The following is an 18649-nucleotide window of genomic DNA, read 5'->3' on the forward strand; positions in this document are numbered from 1 at the left end:
TGAGGCCGCTTCTAACTGCAAATTTTTTGAGGTTGGAAGCGGTGTTTTCGCAAATTGACGGGCTGATGGTAACATTGCCTGTGCTCCATAGGGGCGTAGCTCAATTGGCAGAGCAACGGTCTCCAAAACCGTAGGTTGCAGGTTCGATTCCTGTCGCCCCTGCAATATTTTCACCCTTGATCTGGTTGAACACTAAAACCAGGTCAAGGGTGTTTTGCTGTTTCCGGTGAATCTCCCACTTGATTCCCACAATTGGGGTGAAGAGGCCTGAATGTGCCCCACTCAATAGTCAACTTATATTGCACGGCTTCGCGGGATTAATGTACTCTCAAAGGTTGAACACAGGGCTGCGATTGTGCTGGATCAAATGTCTGCACGAAAAATTGTTATCGCCCCTGGATGAGAAGTGATTTTGAGGAGTGCTGTGAGCGACGAGCAGAATTCTGGCGTAGGCGGAACGTCTCGCCCAACGGGTAAACGCCAGCTGTCGGGTGCTTCCACTATTTCGACTTCCTCTTATGAGGCTAAGCAGGTTTCTGCGCCGAAGAAGTCTGATTCTGATTCCAAGCCAGGTGGCGGTGTTGTCTCCTTCTTGCCTGAGGTAGTGGGGGAGGTCCGTAAGGTTATTTGGCCTACTGCGCGTCAGATGGTTGTTTATACGCTTGTTGTATTGGGTTTCTTGATTGTTTTGACCGCGTTGGTTTCGGGTGTGGATTTCCTGGCTGGTCTTGGAGTTGAGAAGATTCTGACTCCGTAGGTAGGATGTGTAACATCTTTTTTGAAAAGTCCCGCTGGTTCCGTGAAGGAGCCGGCGGGATAATTTGTTGCCCCGGTGGTTGGTTTGGGGCAGTGGATGTAATTGGTTGTTTGTCGCAGTAGCATGGGACGAAAAGCTTTTAGGTGGCATGTTGCATCCCCTGCTTTGGCTGGTTTTGCTGGGTTGATGGTCGATAGATAGGTTTGGAGAACACGCATTATGAGCGATGAGAACAACAACGAGTTTGATTTTGGTGCGAGCTTTAGTGATGAGTTTGCAGAGGCAGAGCAGGAGCTCACCACTGAAGGCCTCGAGGAAAACGCTGAGGCAAGTACCGAAGTAGACACTGAGGCAAGTACCGAAGTAGAAACCGAAGACAACGCTGCAGAGGCAACCCCTGCAGAAGAAGAAGCTGATGCAGATAGCCTCGCTCAGGCAGCTGCTGCACTTGGTGATACCGATGAGCAGGATGCGGATGCAGAGTACAAGGCTCGTTTGCGTAAGTTCACCCGTGAGCTGAAGAAGCAGCCTGGTGTTTGGTACATCATTCAGTGCTACTCCGGCTATGAGAACAAGGTGAAGGCTAACCTTGATATGCGTGCTCAGACCCTTGAGGTTGAGGATGACATTTTTGAGGTTGTTGTTCCTATTGAGCAGGTCACTGAAATCCGTGACGGTAAGCGCAAGCTGGTTAAGCGTAAGTTGCTGCCAGGTTATGTTTTGGTCCGCATGGATATGAATGACCGCGTGTGGTCTGTTGTTCGCGATACTCCTGGTGTGACCAGCTTCGTGGGTAATGAGGGCAATGCAACTCCGGTGAAGCACCGTGATGTGGCTAAGTTCTTGATGCCTCAGGAGCAGGCTGTTGTAACCGGCGAGGCCGCTGCTGCTGCTAATGAAGGCGAGCAGGTTGTGGCAATGCCTACTGATGCTAAGAAGCCACAGGTTGCTGTTGATTTCCAGGTTGGTGAAGCAGTGACCATTTTGACGGGTGCTTTCGCTTCAGTTTCTGCCACGATTTCTTCTATCGATCCTGAGTTGCAGAAGCTGGAAGTTTTGGTGTCCATCTTCGGTCGTGAAACCCCAGTTGATCTCAGCTTCGACCAGGTGGAGAAGGTTAGCTAATAGCTCGACCCACACAATTAAACCCCGCGCTTTCCTTGGCTTTGGAAAGTGCGGGGTTTTGCGTGTACAGTAGACAATCGCGTGTTTTCTAAACGTATTAAACATGCTCACAATCATTCATCCCCGGTGGCCCGGTTACGCAGCGATCAACCTAAAAGATCAAACTAAATGATCAACACAAGTTGTAGCGGGACCGAGCATCCGGACGGCTATTGGTGGGGTTTCATCGTCCCAGTGGTAGTCGGTAACAAGGAAGCAGGTTAAACGATGGCTCCTAAAAAGAAGAAGGTCACTGGCCTCATCAAGCTTCAGATCCAGGCGGGACAGGCAAACCCTGCTCCTCCAGTTGGCCCAGCACTTGGTGCTCACGGTGTCAACATCATGGAATTCTGCAAGGCTTACAACGCTGCGACTGAAAACCAGCGCGGCAACGTTGTTCCTGTTGAGATCACCGTTTATGAAGACCGTTCATTCGACTTCAAGCTGAAGACTCCTCCAGCTGCAAAGCTTCTGCTGAAGGCTGCTGGCCTGCAGAAGGGCTCCGGCGTTCCTCACACCCAGAAGGTCGGTAAGGTTTCCATGGCTCAGGTTCGTGAGATCGCTGAGACCAAGAAGGAAGACCTCAACGCACGCGACATCGACGCTGCTGCGAAGATCATCGCTGGTACTGCTCGTTCCATGGGCATCACCGTCGAGGACTAAAGGCTTTTAAGCCAAAGTCGGTGGCTAAACCTCAACGAATAGCCACCAACTATTTTCACTAAATTTTTATGTGGCAGGGCCAGCTCCGGCCCGTTAAACCACAAAATTCCATGAAAGGGAATTTCTAATGAGCAAGAAGTCAAAGGCTTACCGCGAGGCCGCTGAGAAGATCGACGCTGGTCGCATCTACTCCCCACTCGAGGCTGCAAACCTGGTCAAGGAGACCTCCTCCAAGAACTACGACGCTTCCGTCGACGTTGCTATCCGCCTGGGTGTTGACCCACGTAAGGCTGATCAGCTTGTTCGCGGCACCGTCTCCCTGCCACACGGCACTGGTAAGACCGTTCGCGTTGCTGTGTTCGCACAGGGCGAGAAGGCTACCGAGGCTGAGGCTGCTGGCGCTGACTTCGTTGGCACCGATGAGCTCGTTGAGAAGATCCAGGGCGGCTGGACCGACTTCGACGTTGCTATTGCAACCCCAGATCAGATGGCTAAGATCGGCCGTATCGCTCGTGTCTTGGGCCCACGTGGTTTGATGCCTAACCCTAAGACCGGCACCGTAACCAACGATGTTGCTAAGGCAATCGAAGAGGTTAAGGGCGGCAAGATTTCCTTCCGCGTTGACAAGGCTTCCAACCTGCACGCTGCAATCGGCAAGGCTTCTTTCGATGCTAAGGCATTGGCTGAGAACTACGGCGCACTGCTGGATGAGATCATCCGCATCAAGCCTTCTTCCTCCAAGGGCATCTACATCAAGCGCGTTACCCTGTCTTCCACCACCGGTCCTGGTGTTGAGGTTGACACTCACGTAACCAAGAACTACGCAGCAGAAGCTTAAAGCTTCTTCCCGCGTTTAGGGCCCCATGCTTTGCATGGGGTCTTTTTCATTGCTTGTCGACGCCAACCTCCTTCGTTGCAATAACCAACAGCAACTCGGCTCTGGTCAGTGGGTCGTGGAGGTTTATTTCACAGATCTCTTCGATGCGGGTCATCCGGGTGCGCACGGTGTGCCGGTGAATTCCCAGTTCTTTAGCGGTTTCACCAATATGTCCACCGTGTTGGGTGAAAGCAACAAGGGTGGGGGCGAGCTCTGTGTGGTTGGTGTGATCGTGGTCTAGAAGTCGGTCGTAGGTGTCGCGGGATCGGCTTTTGAGGATGCGGCGGAGTTCTGGATTATTGAGCCACAGCAAGCTGGCGTCGCGGGGTTCGGCATGAGTGCCAAGGGGGAGGCTTTTGGCTGTGGTGGTGAGTTCGCGGATGAGTTTTTTATCAATTTTTTCCACTTGGGTGGGTAGACCAATACAAAGTCGAATTCCGGTGGTGGCAGCCCCAAAAAGTTGCACGATGTTTTCTACACTCCGGCTGCCGCGGAGGAAAAGGAGTTCGGTGGAATCATCAAGTTTGAGATGAGCTAGCGCGCGTTCTTGTTTATAAAGTGCTGCTGCGACTTGGGAAAGGGCTTTTTTCACCGGCTGTGGGGTGTTGCCGGTGATTATGATCGGGCGGATATTGCCTGATGCGTCGGTGATGTCAGCGAATACCCGGTGAATGGTGGCTGGGTCGTCGGTGCGTCCAAGAAGGAGAGAGATGGCTAGTGATTTCACTTCTATTTCTCGGTGGCGCATGGCTTCGGGGCGTTGGAGCAAGATATCGGCAAGACCTGCGCAGTGTCGGATGAGGGCGCGGTGTTGATCGGTGGGGCGGGTGGACATTTGCACAGACAACACGTGGTGTCGATCGCCATATCTGGTCATGCGGTGGATTAGTCCATAGGTGTTGTTTTCTGTAAAAGCCTTGCTGGATCCTAGGATGCGATTGTGTGTTTGGGGGACTGCATCCAAGGAATCGGTGGTGGTGGAACTTGCCACACGGCCATCGCTGTCTACGATAGCCACGGCTCCGTTGAGAAATTCTGCGGTGTATCGGCAGAGCGCGTCGATTCCTCCAGAAATGGCAATAGAGTTGAGGCGTTCTTGTTCTATAAGGAGTTCTTGTTGGAGGCGTCCTGCACGCCGGGTTTGTTCATCACGCACGGCTGAGGTGATGGAGATGAACGGGATTTCGCGGGGGACTTCAAAGAGGCCGAGGCCAAGGTGGTGGGAGGCGTCGATAAGCGTTTGAGGAACCTGTGGGAAGGTGAGGCCTGAGCCGAACCCGATGGCGATGACCCCTGCGGCGGCGAGTCTGTGCGCCCATGCACGCAGGTTTTCGGGTGTGTCGGCGAATGCGATACCAACGGATAAGACCACGCTGTTGGGGCTGATGAAGTCGGTGGGGTCTACGAGCTCGCTGATTTGGATGACGTCAAATGGTGCGGCGGTGGGGAGGATTTCGCGGAGTTTGAGCTGGCCTTGGCTGTACAGCCATCTCAAATCAAGGCTTGCTGTTTGTGTGTCCATGGCCCTTTTAACTCCTGTCAATTATCCCAACTGGCGAAATATTTCAGGTAAGTTCGCCATGATGGATATATTAACGCGGTGGGGCGGAAAGGAATACTCATCACCAAGGAAAATCTTTGTATCCCACCTCACAGGAGAACACCGTGGAAGATCTCTCATACCGCATCCCGCAGTCGCGCACCTTTGCTGAGCACGTGCCAGGGCCGAAGTCGAAAGCACTGGATGAGCGTCGACAAGCATCTGTAGCGCGTGCACTCGCCCCGGGCCTGCCTGGATACGTGGTGGACGCAGACGGCGGCGTGCTCGCAGATGCAGACGGAAACCGCTTCATCGACCTGGCATCCGGAATCGCGGTGACCACCGTCGGAGCCTCCAATGCTGAGGTTGCGAGGGCAGTCGGTGAGGCCGCAGCTCGCTTCACCCACACCTGTTTCATGGTCTCACCATATGAGTCCTACGTGGCTATGGCTGAAAAGCTCAACGAGCTCACCCCAGGCGAACACGACAAAAAGAGCGCACTGTTTAACTCCGGCGCCGAAGCCGTAGAAAACGCCGTCAAAGTTGCCCGCGCCTACACAGGCAAGGGTGCGGTCGTGGTTTTTGACAACGCGTACCACGGACGGACCAACTTGACCATGGCCATGACCGCAAAGAACCGCCCCTACAAATCCGGTTTCGGACCGCTGGCCCCAGATGTGTACCGTGCGCCGATGTCCTATCCGCTGCGCGATGGACTAACTGGCCCAGAAGCCGCTGAACGTGCAATCGGGGTTATTGAATCCCAGGTCGGCGCCGAAAACCTCGCCTGCGTCGTTATCGAACCAATCCAAGGCGAAGGCGGATTCATCGTCCCAGCCCCAGGTTTCCTCACCGCAATTTCCACCTGGTGCCGCGACAACGACGTGGTCTTTATCGCCGATGAAATCCAATCCGGCTTCCTGCGCACCGGCGACTGGTTTGCCAGCGAAGCAGAAGGCGTTGTGCCAGACCTCATCACCACCGCCAAAGGCATCGCCGGCGGAATGCCGCTATCCGCAGTTACTGGCCGCGCAGAAATCATGGACGCCCCCGGCCCCGGTGCCCTCGGCGGCACATATGGCGGAAACCCCGTGGCCTGCGCAGCGGCACTCGCCGCCATCGACGTCATGGAACAGGCCTCATTAAAAACCCGAGCCCGCGACATTGAAGCCATCATCCGCGAAGAGTTTGAGGAGCTCAGCAGCTTCCCAGAGGTCGCAGAAATCCGCGGCCGGGGAGCCATGATGGCCATTGAGCTTATCGACGCCACCGGCCACCCCAACGCCCCGCTCACCGCCGCAGTGGCTGCGCGCGCAAAATCCGAAGGTGTGCTGATCCTGACCTGCGGAACCGACGGCAACGTTATCCGACTTCTCCCACCACTTGTGATCTCAGAAGACACCCTGCGTGATGGCCTTAAAGTGTTGGTCGCTGCACTAGAGCGTGAAACCGCGCACCAGAAGGTGGGCTAAAGTGTCTTTAACCTTCCCAGTAATTAATCCCAGTGACGGCTCCACCATCACCGAGCTAGAAAACCACGATTCGACACAGTGGATGTCCGCGCTCACTGATGCGGTTGATGCAGGACCTTCATGGGCTGCAAAAACTCCCCGCGAACGATCTGTGGTGCTCACCGCGATCTTTGAAATACTTACTGAACACGCCCAGGAAATCGCGGAAATCATCCACCTTGAAGCTGGCAAATCGGTTGCGGAAGCACTCGGTGAAGTAGCGTACGGCGCAGAGTATTTCCGCTGGTTTGCAGAAGAAGCAGTGCGGCTTCCCGGACGTTTTGGCCAATCACCAAGCGGGGCTGGACATATCGCGGTTACCCGAGCTCCTGTTGGACCGGTACTTGCGATTACTCCCTGGAATTTCCCCATCGCAATGGCAACCCGCAAAATTGCGCCAGCTCTTGCAGCCGGATGCCCAGTTATTGTGAAACCGGCATCGGAAACCCCACTAACCATGGTCAAAGTCGGCGAGCTCATCGCGGAAGTTTTTGAAAAGTTTGATATCCCGCCAGGGCTTATGTCCATCATCACCACCACGCGCGATGCCGAATTATCATCCGAACTCATGGCAGACCCACGCCTAGCCAAAGTCACCTTCACCGGTTCCACCAATGTTGGCCGCATCCTGGTCCGCCAGTCTTCCGAGCGACTGCTGCGCACCTCCATGGAACTTGGCGGAAACGCAGCATTTGTTATCGATGAAGCAGCCGACCTTGACGAAGCCGTTGCCGGCGCGATCGCTGCAAAACTACGCAACGCAGGCCAAGTATGCATCGCGGCTAACCGATTCCTCGTTCATGAATCAATAGCTGATGAGTTCACCTCGAAGCTTTCCACCGCCATGAACAACACCGCAATCGGCCCAGTAATTTCTGCTAAACAACGAGACCGCATCGCAACCCTTGTTGATGAAGCCATCACAGACGGTGCCCGCCTAATCACCGGTGGGGAAGTCCCCGCAGGCCCAGGATTCTTCTACCCAGCAACAGTGCTTGCTAACGTCCCAGCACACTCCCGGATCCTCCACGAAGAAATCTTTGGACCTGTAGCAACGATTACCACCTTCACTGACCTTGCTGACGGTGTTGCTCAAGCAAACTCCACCGAATTCGGCCTCGCAGCCTACGGATTCAGCAACAATGTGAAAGCAGCCCAGTACATGGCTGAAAACCTGGAAGCAGGAATGATCGGCATCAACCGCGGTGCCATCTCTGATCCAGCAGCACCATTCGGTGGCATCGGACAATCCGGCTTCGGCAGAGAAGGCGGAACCGAAGGAATCGAAGAGTACCTCTCAGTGCGTTACCTCGCCTTACCGTGACTTACCGTGACTTAAAAAATTCCCGGTAAAAACCTTCGAAGGAAAAACATGACTACTGAATCAATAGCAGCCCAGAACGTGGCAAGCACGGCTGGTTCTGAGCCTAAGACTGGGAAGAAGTACCTTAGCGTTGCCCAAGGCGTTGCCCTTATCTACGGAACCAACATCGGTGCCGGAGTACTCAGCCTCCCATACGCTGCACGCAACGGAGGATTCCTTGCCTTAGTGGTGGCCTTGCTTATCGCAGGAACCCTCACCACCATCTCCATGCTCTACATCGCTGAAGTATCACTGCGCACCAAAAAGCCACTTCAGCTATCAGGTTTGGCAGAAAAATACCTAGGACAAACAGGACGATGGCTCGTCTTTGTTGCCATTGTGGTCAACAGCGTGGGAGCGTTGATTGCCTATGCATCAGGTTCTGGAACCTTGATTGCTAACCTCACTGGACTCCCACCCATCATCGGCACTTTGGGATTTTTTATCCTAGGAACGCTGATCATGTGGAAAGGTCTACACACAGCAAGTTTTGTTGAAGCCTTAATCACCACAGGCATGGCCACCATCATCTTGGTACTGTGCGCGTGGACTGCTTTCGGCCCTGGTATTTCAGCCGAAAACCTCATTGTGTTCCACCCATTTTTCATCGTCCCAATCATGAACTTGGCTGTGTTTACCTTCTTGGCACAGTATGTCGTCCCTGAAATCGCCCGAGGCGTCAACCCAGCCACTCCAAAAGCAGTACCGCGCGCGATCATCATTGGCATGGTGGCAACCGGAGTGACATTAGCAGCTGTACCATTCGCGGCACTAGGACTCTTGGGTACCAGCGTGAGTGAAGTTGTCACCATTTCCTGGGGCGAAGCACTAGGACCCGTGGCGTACTACATGGCCAATGCATTCGCGCTGCTGGCAATGTTCACCTCATTTATTGCCATCGGTTTTACTGCAATGCGTAATGTTCTAGATATCGGTCACTGGCCTGAATACGGGTGGCAGCGATCCGTCGCTGTTGGTTTAACAGTGCTTCCACCACTAGCAATTTCCCTGGCCGGACTCGGTGGATTCGTAGCAGCACTAAGTTACGCAGGTGGATTCGCCGGAGCGATCATGTCCATCATCCCAGTGATGTTGTTGCGAAACTCTCGGAAAAATGGCGACCAAGAACCAGTGTGGAAAGCAACCTGGCAGGCACATCCCATTTTCCAGATCGCACTAATCGTGGTGTACTCCCTGGCCTTTGTGTATTCGGTGCTTGCGATCGTTGGTTTGGTGCCCGCGGGCTGGGCATAACCAGAGGTCCTCGAAGGCGCCAATTGTGCTCAAAGCATTTAGAGCGTGTTTAAAGCCCCGAGTTTTTCACATGAACTTATGCATGCGCTTGAGCTTGAAAATCTGTTAGAAGCGCTTCTGGGGAGGTGTTACCTTTGGGGTTGGGGGCCAAAATTTGAGCTCGACCAAACTGGGAGACCCAGAATCTGCAAAAATCCGGATGTTGGGTCTCTGTGTTTGGTATTCAGCGTGATACACCAAACCAGGAGACCCAAAAACTTCGGCAAAGTGATTTCTGGGTCTCCTGGTTTGGTTCGTGTTCTCTGCTCGAGGCGGTACTCGAATACTCAAATCATCACCCGGCGTTTAGTGATTTGATTGGCGCAATCTCTGTACATCATCGTATTTGACCAAATCCATAGGTTGTCCGGAAGTCTCTTGGTCTCCAGATCAATTTTGCTGGTTTGAAAATTTGCTCTGCTGACCAAAAACCTTTTCCCAACCCATTCCTTGGTCTCCAGATGAAATGAGGCACAAAAACTGCCATGACGGACCTTAAAAAGTGACCCCACAAAATCGCCTCTAAAGCCCTGACAGACCTCAAGTGATATAAATACTCATTCTTAAAATTCAGTCGCTTAAAACGCCTGTGGGAGCCGAAAGCCCCGGAGGGCCCAATAAATACAGGTGCCCCGAGTTGAAACGCATTGTAGAAAACCCTGTAGCGTAAATGGTGTGAACTTCGGGGAAGCAAACACACAGGCCACAAACACACAAAAGGATCGACACGCAGTAGTTGTAGGCTCGGGGCCGAATGGATTGACTGCAGCTGCAGTGTTGGCAAAAGCTGGATGGCGGGTGGATGTTTATGAAGCCGGAGCACATCCAGGAGGGGCAGCGCGTTCAACAGATGTGCTGGGGGAGGGGACGATTACTGATTTGGGTGCTGCTGGGCATCCATTCGGAGTCGCAAGCCCCGCGTTTCATTATTTGGGCCTTGAAGATTATGGCTTGGAGTGGGCGTATTCTCGCTTTGCGATGGCACACCCCCTAGACGGAGGTCGGGCAGGGCTGCTGGAAAATTCTGTTGCGGCAACAAGTGAGAGACTAAAAGCGGATGCTCGGCATTGGAAAATGCTGCACCAAACGTTCACCAACCATATTGATCAGCATCTGGCCAATGTTTTAGGTCCTGTGTTGAAGTGGCCAAAACATCCTTTCCGCTTGGCGCAGTTTGGCCTACCAGCACTTTTTCCAGCGAAAACCCTGGTGAATGCTGCATTTGAAACTGAGGAAGCACGATCGTTGTTTGTGGGATCAGCAGCGCATTCGGTGGCACCTCCTGATAAACCAATGACGGCTGCGTTTGGAATACTGTTTGGTGCATTGGGGATGTCGAGGGGATGGCCAGTAGCAGTTGGCGGAAGCGGTAGCATTGCGAATGCTTTGGTGAAAGTTATTGAAAGCCACGGCGGGCAGATCCATTGCAATGCGCCAGTTGATTCTCTGCAAGATTTTCAAGCAGCCGATGCCGTAATTTTGAACCAGACTCCATCGCAGGTGTTAAAGCTCAAAGGTGCTGACCTGTATGCGCGCACTGCCAGGCGGATGAAAACGTGGAAGCACGGCCCAAGTTCCTTCAAAGTGGATTACCTGCTTGATGGCCCCATCCCATGGACGAATCCTGAGGTTGGTCAAGCCACCACCGTGCATGTATGCGGAAATTCAGATGAAGTAGCTTTCGCGGAATCTGAAGTCGCAGCGGGTCGTATGCCCCAACGGCCGTTTGTTATTTTGTGCCAGCAACAAGTGGCGGATCCTACGCGCGCTCGGGAGGGGCACCACGTTGTGTGGGCGTACGCGCATGTGCCGGAGGGGTTCGTCGATAAGCGTGCTTCTTTATTAATCACTGACCAGATTGAACGCTTCGCGCCGGGATTTCGGGACCGGATTGTGCATTCGGTGGAGACTAATGCGCAGGACTTGGAAGCGTGGAATCGCAATCTGGTGGGCGGAGATATCACGGCCGGGTCGGCATTGATTCGCCGAATGCCGGCAAAAATCGGCGAGAAAACTTACATGGCCTCAGCGTCCAATGCTCCCGGCGGGGGAGTCCACGGCATGCCCGGCTGGTGGGCGGCGCGAGCTGTTTTGGCAGATCACAGCTAGAATTGCCGCCATGGAGCCCACCGTTCAAGCAAGCGCGCGCCACACTATCCACGCCACCGCCGACACCTGGCGCATCCGCCTTAGCGCCTCGGCCCACGCGCATCCCAACGACGCGTATGCGCGCCGGGCTGAGGCAATTGCCACTATAAGCAGTGTGCTTATCGACGTCCCCCTCTTCGGCGAACGCCTTAATGAATCCACAGCATACGACGGCCAGATTAATGCCGAATGGAATGGAGAGGTCACCGGTACTGATGTGGAGATCGCGCGTGAGATTATCTCTAGGCTCGCAGCAGTACCGGATGTCCAAGTTGATGGACCGACATGGTCTTTGAGTGACTCTGCGGCCTTAGAGGCTTCTGCGAGAGCACTCGAAGGCGCAGCTGAAACCGCAAAGAACACCGCAGTCACCATCGCGGAATCATTGGGCGGAAATTTAGGGAAACTACTCAACGCAACCACTGAAACTCACAGCGCAACACCCGCGCCGGTGCGTGTTGAAATGATGGCAGCCAGATCCGCCCAACCACCGCGCACACTCGAGCTTAAACTTGCACCCTCGGATGTAGAAGTCACCGAAAAAATCACCGTGACCTTTGAATTCGTTGCAGAATAAAGTGCGATTTGGTATTTGGCGCGAACCTGCTCTAAAGTAACAGATCGAAGTTTGAACGATCAGCCTTGCCGCTGATCGAGCTCAAGGTTCACCGAAGACCGTAGGTCATCCGCATGACGGATCGAAGGCTTCCTACCCTTAGGAACGGCCCACGCAGGAGACACTTGAACGCCTTAGATTCCTTTTGTGGAATGTATAGCGCCCTGTGCTCTTGCACGGGGCTTTTCTCATTGGTTTATTGACCGTGTGAAAGCTCCGCGGATCAGTAGATTACACATAAGAGGAAGGAGGCGAAGTAATGGCAAACCCAAAGAACGAAGCAGCTCTGGCAGAGCTTAAGGCACGTTTCGCTGAGACCGACACCGTCGTTCTCACCGAGTACCGCGGCCTGTCCGTGGCTCAGACCACCGAACTGCGTAAGGCACTGGGCTTCGATGTCCAGTACTCCGTCGCCAAGAACACCCTTGTTAAGATCGCCGCTAACGAAGCTGGCGTCGAGGGCCTTGATGATCTCCTGACCGGTCCAACCGCTGTTGCCTTCATCAAGGGCGAGGCAGTTGACGCCGCAAAGGTGCTGAAGAAATTCGGCGAAGAAAACAAGGCATTCGTAGTCAAGGGTGGCTACATGGATGGCAACGCGCTGACCGCTGAACAGGTCAACGCAATTGCCGAGCTGGACAACCGCGAGACCACTCTTGCGAAGCTTGCCGGCGCCATGAAGGGCAGCTTGGCAAAGGCCGCAGGCCTGTTCAACGCTCCTGCTTCCCAGGTCGCACGCCTCGCCGTTGCGCTCCAGGACAAGAAGGACGCATAAGTCGCCACCAGGCGCACCGTTTTACCCCAAACTTTTTCGAGCGTGCTAAACGCTCAACAACAGGAAGGATGCCACCATGGCTAAGCTCACCAAAGACGAGCTCATCGAGGCTTTCAAGGAAATGACCCTCATCGAGCTCTCCGAGTTCGTTAAGGAATTCGAAGAGGTCTTCGACGTAACCGCAGCTGCTCCAGTTGCTGTTGCTGCTGCAGGCGCTGCAGGCGGCGAAGCTGCTGCTGCAGAAGAGAAGGACGAGTTCGACGTCGTTCTCGAAGACGCAGGCGCAAAGAAGATCGGCGTCATCAAGGCTGTCCGCGAGCTCGTCTCCGGCCTGGGCCTGAAGGAAGCAAAGGAGCTCGTTGAGGGCGCACCTAAGGCTATCCTCGAAGGCGCAAACAAGGACGACGCTGAGGCTGCAAAGGCTAAGCTCGAAGAGGCTGGCGCAAAGGTCACCCTTAAGTAAGAACTTTCTTACACCTTTTCAAAACCCCACACCCTGGACTCGATCCAGGGGTGGGGTTTTGTGCTGTTTGGGGCTCTTTTGGGTGGCTTTGGGGCTTTAAGTTCGATTTCACGATTTCGAGTTCTCGTGCGCAATACCTTGAACTCAATTTCTCAAGCTCAATTTCCCGCGGATTTGGGTGACTTTCCTAGCGGTTTCGAACTTAAGAAATTGAGTACGAGAAATTGAATGTGTGATCTCGAAGTTAAGAAGGTGGAAACCCTCCTGACCGAGAGTTGTAGAAGTGCTATAGGGCGACTTCACGGTAGCGACTTCTCGTGCTCAACTTCTTAACGGGCGACTTCACTACGAAATCCGCCCAAGGCCGAGGGAAGTCGCCCAACGCGAAGTCGCCCGTTAAGAAGTCGACACCGAGAACCCTCAGTTAAAGGAAACCCAACCCCAGACACTCCTCAAACAGTCCTGAATGCCTCCGTGAGGAAGATGTAGCGCACCGCCGATACCAATTGGTGGCGGGTGCTCCGGTAACATCGTCCGCATGCTGCCTAAATCCAGGATTTTCTCCGCAATCTTGCTCGGAATTGGTGTGGCACTTGTGGTCTGGGGTCTGGTGGCTCCGCGCTTTGTGCACGCTGATGGCCGTTTGCCTCTTGATTTGGAGGCGACGACGTATGTTCTTCATGATGCTGATGCTCAGACCACGATTAATTCTGATCCGTTGGCTGGTGTGGTGACTACGCCGGTGACTCGTCAGTTGCATTTTGAGGTGATGGATCCGGCGAGTGCTGATGAGGCCACGATTCGGATTGGTGATTCAATGTTGCGGGGTAATCCGGATACTCAGGGTTTTGAGCAGGAACGTTTGTTGTCGGCGTCGGTGTCGAGTTTCCGCATTGATCGCACCTCTGGTGAGGTTTTGTCTGATATTGCGCTGACTAATCAGTTGGCAAGCCCCACGGTGCAGTATTCGGTGGATGGCATTTGGTTGAAGTTCCCAACGGATGCGCAGGAGACTACGTATAACGTGGTGGATCCGGTGCTGAGGTCGGCGGTGCCGGCGGATTTTGTGGAGTCCACGGAGATTGATGGCCGTGAAGTGCTGCATTACCGCCAGGTGATTGATAATGCGAATGTGGCGGAGTATTTCGCGGATGCTAACAACACCACCACCTTGACTAAAGAGGATGGCGGCACCACGACGGGGTATTTCTATCACAATGTGACTCGTGATTTTTGGGTGGATCAGCGCACTGGTTTGGTTGTTGATTTGGCTGAGAATGTGGATGATTTCTACGGCGACCGCAATGGCGAGAAGTACCAACAGAAATTGCTTTTCGACGCCTCCCTCGACGATGCCGCAGTGTCCGCGCTGGTGGCACAGGCCGAAAGCATCCCAGATGGGGATGTGAGTAAAGTCGCAAATACCGTGGGTATTGTGATCGGTGCGGTATTGGCTCTTGTGGGCCTGGCCGGGTGTTTTGGGGCGTTTGGGAAGAGGCGTCGACAAGCTTAATCTGCTGTTCAAGTAGATTTTTCCTGTTTCGAATTGCAGAAACCCCGGGGTTGTTTGCTAGGGTGCCGTGTAGAAGGGATCACGCAGATTTCTGGGAAACGCGCCCGTGTGGGATGTTCTAATATCACGTGGAGCACCAGATGGAAAATCTCCCCTTTACTTTCGCGCGCGATTGGTATACTCTGAGTCGTTGCGTTGGAATTCGTGACTCTTTTTCGTTCCAGAAGCGCCAAGACCTTGATCAAGGTGGTTGAAAAAACCGATTTGACAAGGTCATTCAGTGCTATCTGGAGTCGTTTAGGGGGGAGCGGGTTCCTCAGCAGACCAATTGCTCAAAAATACCAGCGGTGTTGATTCGCACTTAAAGGCCTTGACCAGCCTGGTGCAAATTGCCCGCGTGAGGTGCTGGAAGGACCCATCTTGGCAGTCTCCCGCCAGACCAAGTCAGTCGTCGATATTCCCGGTGCACCGCAGCGTTATTCTTTCGCGAAGGTGTCCGCACCCATTGAGGTGCCCGGGCTACTAGATCTTCAACTGGATTCCTACTCCTGGCTGATTGGTACGCCTGAGTGGCGTGCTCGTCAGAAGGAAGAATTCGGTGAGGGAGCCCGCGTAACCAGCGGCCTTGAGAACATTCTCGAGGAGCTCTCCCCAATCCAGGATTACTCTGGAAACATGTCCTTGAGCCTTTCGGAGCCACGCTTCGAAGACGTCAAAAACACTATTGACGAGGCCAAAGAGAAGGACATCAACTACGCGGCACCACTGTATGTGACCGCGGAGTTCGTCAACAACACCACCGGTGAAATCAAGTCTCAGACTGTCTTCATCGGCGATTTCCCAATGATGACGGACAAGGGAACGTTCATCATCAACGGAACCGAACGTGTTGTGGTCAGCCAGCTCGTCCGTTCCCCGGGCGTGTATTTTGACCAGACCATCGATAAGTCAACTGAGCGCCCATTGCACGCAGTGAAGGTTATTCCTTCCCGTGGTGCATGGTTGGAGTTTGACGTCGATAAGCGCGATTCGGTCGGTGTTCGTATTGACCGCAAGCGTCGTCAGCCAGTCACCGTGCTGCTGAAGGCTCTTGGTTGGACCACTGAGCAGATCACCGAGCGTTTCGGTTTCTCTGAAATCATGATGTCCACCCTCGAGTCCGATGGTGTAGCAAACACCGATGAGGCATTGCTGGAGATCTACCGCAAGCAGCGTCCAGGCGAGCAGCCTACCCGCGACCTTGCGCAGTCCCTCCTGGACAACAGCTTCTTCCGTGCAAAGCGTTATGATCTGGCTCGCGTTGGTCGTTACAAGATCAACCGCAAGCTCGGCCTTGGTGGCGACCACGATGGTTTGATGACTCTGACTGAAGAGGACATCGCAACCACCATCGAGTACCTGGTGCGTCTGCACGCAGGTGAGCGCGTCATGACTTCTCCAAATGGTGAAGAAATCCCAGTCGAGACCGATGACATCGACCACTTTGGTAACCGTCGTTTGCGTACCGTAGGCGAACTGATCCAGAACCAGGTCCGTGTTGGTCTGTCCCGCATGGAGCGCGTTGTTCGTGAGCGTATGACCACCCAGGATGCGGAGTCTATTACTCCTACTTCCTTGATCAACGTTCGTCCTGTCTCTGCAGCGATCCGTGAGTTCTTCGGAACTTCCCAGCTGTCTCAGTTCATGGACCAGAACAACTCTTTGTCTGGTTTGACTCACAAGCGTCGTTTGTCGGCTCTCGGCCCGGGTGGTCTGTCCCGTGAGCGCGCCGGCATCGAGGTTCGAGACGTTCACCCATCTCACTACGGCCGCATGTGCCCAATTGAGACTCCGGAAGGTCCAAACATTGGCCTGATCGGTTCCTTGGCTTCTTACGCGCGAGTGAACCCATTCGGTTTCATTGAGACCCCTTACCGTCGCATCATCGATGGCAAGCTGACCGACCAGATCGACTACCTCACCGCTGATGAGGAAGACCGCTTCGTTGTTGCGCAGGCAAACACGCACTACGACGAAGAGGGCAACATCACCGATGAGACCGTCACTGTTCGTCTGAAGGATGGCGATATCGCCATGGTTAACCGCACCGCGGTTGATTACATGGACGTTTCCCCACGTCAGATGGTTTCTGTTGGTACCGCGATGATTCCATTCCTGGAGCACGATGATGCTAACCGTGCACTGATGGGCGCGAACATGCAGAAGCAGGCTGTGCCACTGGTTCGTGCCGAGGCTCCTTTCGTGGGCACCGGTATGGAACAGCGCGCAGCATACGACGCCGGCGACCTGGTAATCACCCCAGTTGCAGGTGTGGTAGAAAACGTTTCCGCTGACTTCATCACCATCATGGCTGATGACGGCAAGCGCGAAACCTACCTGTTGCGTAAGTTCCAGCGCACCAACCAGGGCACCAGCTACAACCAGAAGCCTTTGGTTAACTTGGGTGACCGCGTTGAAGCTGGCCAGGTTATTGCTGATGGTCCAGGTACCTTCAACGGTGAAATGTCCCTTGGCCGTAACCTGCTGGTTGCGTTCATGCCATGGGAAGGCCACAACTACGAGGATGCGATCATCCTCAACCAAAACATTGTGGAGCAGGACATTTTGACCTCGATCCACATCGAGGAGCACGAGATCGATGCCCGCGACACCAAGCTTGGTGCCGAGGAAATCACCCGCGACATCCCTAACGTTTCTGAAGAAGTCCTCAAGGACCTCGACGAGCGCGGTATTGTTCGCATCGGTGCTGATGTTCGTGACGGCGATATTCTGGTCGGTAAGGTCACCCCTAAGGGCGAGACCGAGCTGACTCCAGAGGAGCGCTTGCTGCGCGCAATCTTCGGTGAGAAGGCCCGCGAAGTTCGCGATACCTCCATGAAGGTTCCTCACGGCGAGACCGGCAAGGTCATTGGCGTGCGTCACTTCTCCCGCGAGGATGATGACGATCTCGCTCCTGGCGTCAACGAGATGATCCGCATCTACGTTGCTCAGAAGCGTAAGATCCAGGACGGCGATAAGCTCGCTGGTCGCCACGGTAACAAGGGTGTTGTCGGTAAGATCCTGCCTCAGGAAGATATGCCATTCCTTCCAGACGGCACTCCAATCGACATCATCTTGAACACCCACGGTGTGCCACGTCGTATGAACATCGGTCAGGTTCTTGAGACCCACCTTGGCTGGCTGGCATCTGCTGGTTGGTCCGTGGATCCTGAGGATCCAAAGAACGCAGAGCTGGTGAAGACCCTGCCTAAGGACCTTCTTGAGGTTCCTGCTGGATCTCTCACAGCAACCCCTGTGTTCGACGGTGCGTCAAACGAAGAGCTCGCAGGCCTGCTTGCCAATTCACGTCCGAACCGCGACGGCGACGTCATGGTCAACGAGGACGGAAAAGCAACGCTTATCGACGGCCGCTCCGGTGAGCCTTACCCGTACCCGGTCTCCATCGGCTACATGTACATGCTGAAGCTGCACCACCTTGTCGACGAGAAGATCCACGCCCGTTCCACCGGCCCTTACTCCATGATTACCCAGCAGCCACTGGGTGGTAAGGCACAGTTCGGTGGACAGCGTTTCGGCGAAATGGAGGTGTGGGCAATGCAGGCATACGGCGCTGCCTACACACTTCAGGAGCTGTTGACCATCAAGTCCGATGACGTGGTTGGCCGTGTCAAGGTCTATGAAGCAATTGTGAAGGGCGAGAACATCCCGGATCCAGGTATTCCTGAGTCCTTCAAGGTTCTCCTCAAGGAGCTCCAGTCCTTGTGCCTGAACGTGGAGGTTCTCTCCGCAGACGGCACACCAATGGAGCTCGCGGGTGACGACGACGACTTCGATCAGGCAGGCGCCTCACTTGGCATCAACCTGTCCCGTGACGAGCGTTCCGACGCCGACACCGCATAGCAGATCAGAAAACAACCGCTAGAAATCAAGCCATACATCCCCCGGACATCAACAAATGTTCTGGGG

14 protein-coding genes and 1 tRNA gene are annotated in these 18649 nt (G+C 54.2%); 14 read left to right on the forward strand and 1 reads right to left on the reverse strand.

The features are described from left to right. The first annotated feature begins 89 nt into the window (after nucleotides 1–89). The 5 genes from N24_RS03185 (at nucleotide 90) to rplA (ending at nucleotide 3422) form a co-directional block, all read left to right on the forward strand. Nucleotides 90–162: transfer RNA gene (locus N24_RS03185), tRNA-Trp, on the forward strand. Nucleotides 163–424: 262 nt separating this feature from the next. Further along, the gene (gene secE, locus N24_RS03190; RefSeq protein ID WP_096454270.1) at nucleotides 425–757 is read left to right on the forward strand and encodes a preprotein translocase subunit SecE; all 333 of its coding nucleotides are present in this window, start codon (nucleotides 425–427) and stop codon (nucleotides 755–757) included. 219 nt (nucleotides 758–976) lie between these two features. Further along, entirely contained in the window at nucleotides 977–1882 is a 906-nt protein-coding gene (gene nusG / locus N24_RS03195; RefSeq protein WP_096454272.1) for a transcription termination/antitermination protein NusG, read from the forward strand. Nucleotides 1883–2149: 267 nt separating this feature from the next. Continuing rightward, nucleotides 2150–2584, forward strand: coding sequence for a 50S ribosomal protein L11 (rplK, locus tag N24_RS03200; RefSeq protein ID WP_096454274.1), 435 nt, complete (start codon nucleotides 2150–2152; stop codon nucleotides 2582–2584). A 127-nt stretch (nucleotides 2585–2711) separates the two neighbouring features. Continuing rightward, nucleotides 2712–3422, forward strand: a complete 711-nt coding sequence (gene rplA, locus N24_RS03205) for a 50S ribosomal protein L1 (protein ID WP_096454276.1) — start codon at nucleotides 2712–2714, stop codon at nucleotides 3420–3422. Between the two features lie 46 nt (nucleotides 3423–3468). Here rplA and N24_RS03210 read toward each other — a convergent pair whose 3' ends face one another. After that, complete coding sequence (locus N24_RS03210; protein ID WP_096454278.1) at nucleotides 3469–4983, reverse strand: PucR family transcriptional regulator; 1515 nt, start codon at nucleotides 4981–4983, stop codon at nucleotides 3469–3471. Between the two features lie 143 nt (nucleotides 4984–5126). Here N24_RS03210 and gabT point away from each other — a divergent pair, with 143 nt between their 5' ends. The 9 genes from gabT (at nucleotide 5127) to rpoB (ending at nucleotide 18583) form a co-directional block, all read left to right on the forward strand. Further along, nucleotides 5127–6473 (forward strand): 4-aminobutyrate--2-oxoglutarate transaminase, encoded by a 1347-nt coding sequence (gene gabT / locus N24_RS03215; RefSeq protein ID WP_096459656.1) that lies wholly within the window; start codon nucleotides 5127–5129, stop codon nucleotides 6471–6473. 1 nt (nucleotide 6474) lies between these two features. Then, entirely contained in the window at nucleotides 6475–7836 is a 1362-nt protein-coding gene (locus N24_RS03220; RefSeq protein ID WP_096454280.1) for an NAD-dependent succinate-semialdehyde dehydrogenase, read from the forward strand. Between the two features lie 48 nt (nucleotides 7837–7884). Next, complete coding sequence (locus N24_RS03225) at nucleotides 7885–9129, forward strand: aromatic amino acid transport family protein (RefSeq protein WP_096454282.1); 1245 nt, start codon at nucleotides 7885–7887, stop codon at nucleotides 9127–9129. Between the two features lie 714 nt (nucleotides 9130–9843). Further along, nucleotides 9844–11277 (forward strand): phytoene desaturase family protein, encoded by a 1434-nt coding sequence (locus N24_RS03230; protein ID WP_096454284.1) that lies wholly within the window; start codon nucleotides 9844–9846, stop codon nucleotides 11275–11277. Between the two features lie 10 nt (nucleotides 11278–11287). Then, a complete protein-coding gene (locus N24_RS03235) occupies nucleotides 11288–11893 on the forward strand; it encodes an SIMPL domain-containing protein (RefSeq protein ID WP_096454286.1) in 606 nt (201 codons plus the stop codon). Nucleotides 11894–12191: 298 nt separating this feature from the next. Further along, nucleotides 12192–12707 carry a 50S ribosomal protein L10 gene (gene rplJ / locus N24_RS03240; protein ID WP_096454288.1) on the forward strand — a complete coding sequence of 172 codons (516 nt, stop codon included), beginning with the start codon at nucleotides 12192–12194 and terminating at the stop codon, nucleotides 12705–12707. A gap of 76 nt (nucleotides 12708–12783) precedes the next feature. Continuing rightward, on the forward strand, nucleotides 12784–13170 hold the full coding sequence (gene rplL, locus N24_RS03245; RefSeq protein WP_003854210.1) for a 50S ribosomal protein L7/L12: 387 nt from the start codon (nucleotides 12784–12786) through the stop codon (nucleotides 13168–13170). A 538-nt stretch (nucleotides 13171–13708) separates the two neighbouring features. Further along, nucleotides 13709–14683, forward strand: coding sequence for a DUF3068 domain-containing protein (locus N24_RS03250; protein WP_167382013.1), 975 nt, complete (start codon nucleotides 13709–13711; stop codon nucleotides 14681–14683). Nucleotides 14684–15085: 402 nt separating this feature from the next. After that, nucleotides 15086–18583, forward strand: a complete 3498-nt coding sequence (gene rpoB / locus N24_RS03255) for a DNA-directed RNA polymerase subunit beta (RefSeq protein ID WP_167382014.1) — start codon at nucleotides 15086–15088, stop codon at nucleotides 18581–18583. Nucleotides 18584–18649 lie beyond the last annotated feature (66 nt).

The sequence above is a fragment of the Corynebacterium suranareeae genome, from assembly GCF_002355155.1.
GTDB classification, from domain to species: domain Bacteria; phylum Actinomycetota; class Actinomycetes; order Mycobacteriales; family Mycobacteriaceae; genus Corynebacterium; species Corynebacterium suranareeae.

Coding starts and splice junctions, on each gene's coding strand:
- N24_RS03210 (WP_096454278.1), bottom strand. CDS start 4,983: ATGGACACACAAACAGCAAGCCTTGATTTGAGATGGCTGTACAGCCAA.
- nusG (WP_096454272.1), top strand. CDS start 977: ATGAGCGATGAGAACAACAACGAGTTTGATTTTGGTGCGAGCTTTAGT.
- rplJ (WP_096454288.1), top strand. CDS start 12,192: ATGGCAAACCCAAAGAACGAAGCAGCTCTGGCAGAGCTTAAGGCACGT.
- N24_RS03235 (WP_096454286.1), top strand. CDS start 11,288: ATGGAGCCCACCGTTCAAGCAAGCGCGCGCCACACTATCCACGCCACC.
- N24_RS03250 (WP_167382013.1), top strand. CDS start 13,709: ATGCTGCCTAAATCCAGGATTTTCTCCGCAATCTTGCTCGGAATTGGT.
- rplA (WP_096454276.1), top strand. CDS start 2,712: ATGAGCAAGAAGTCAAAGGCTTACCGCGAGGCCGCTGAGAAGATCGAC.
- N24_RS03225 (WP_096454282.1), top strand. CDS start 7,885: ATGACTACTGAATCAATAGCAGCCCAGAACGTGGCAAGCACGGCTGGT.
- rplL (WP_003854210.1), top strand. CDS start 12,784: ATGGCTAAGCTCACCAAAGACGAGCTCATCGAGGCTTTCAAGGAAATG.
- rplK (WP_096454274.1), top strand. CDS start 2,150: ATGGCTCCTAAAAAGAAGAAGGTCACTGGCCTCATCAAGCTTCAGATC.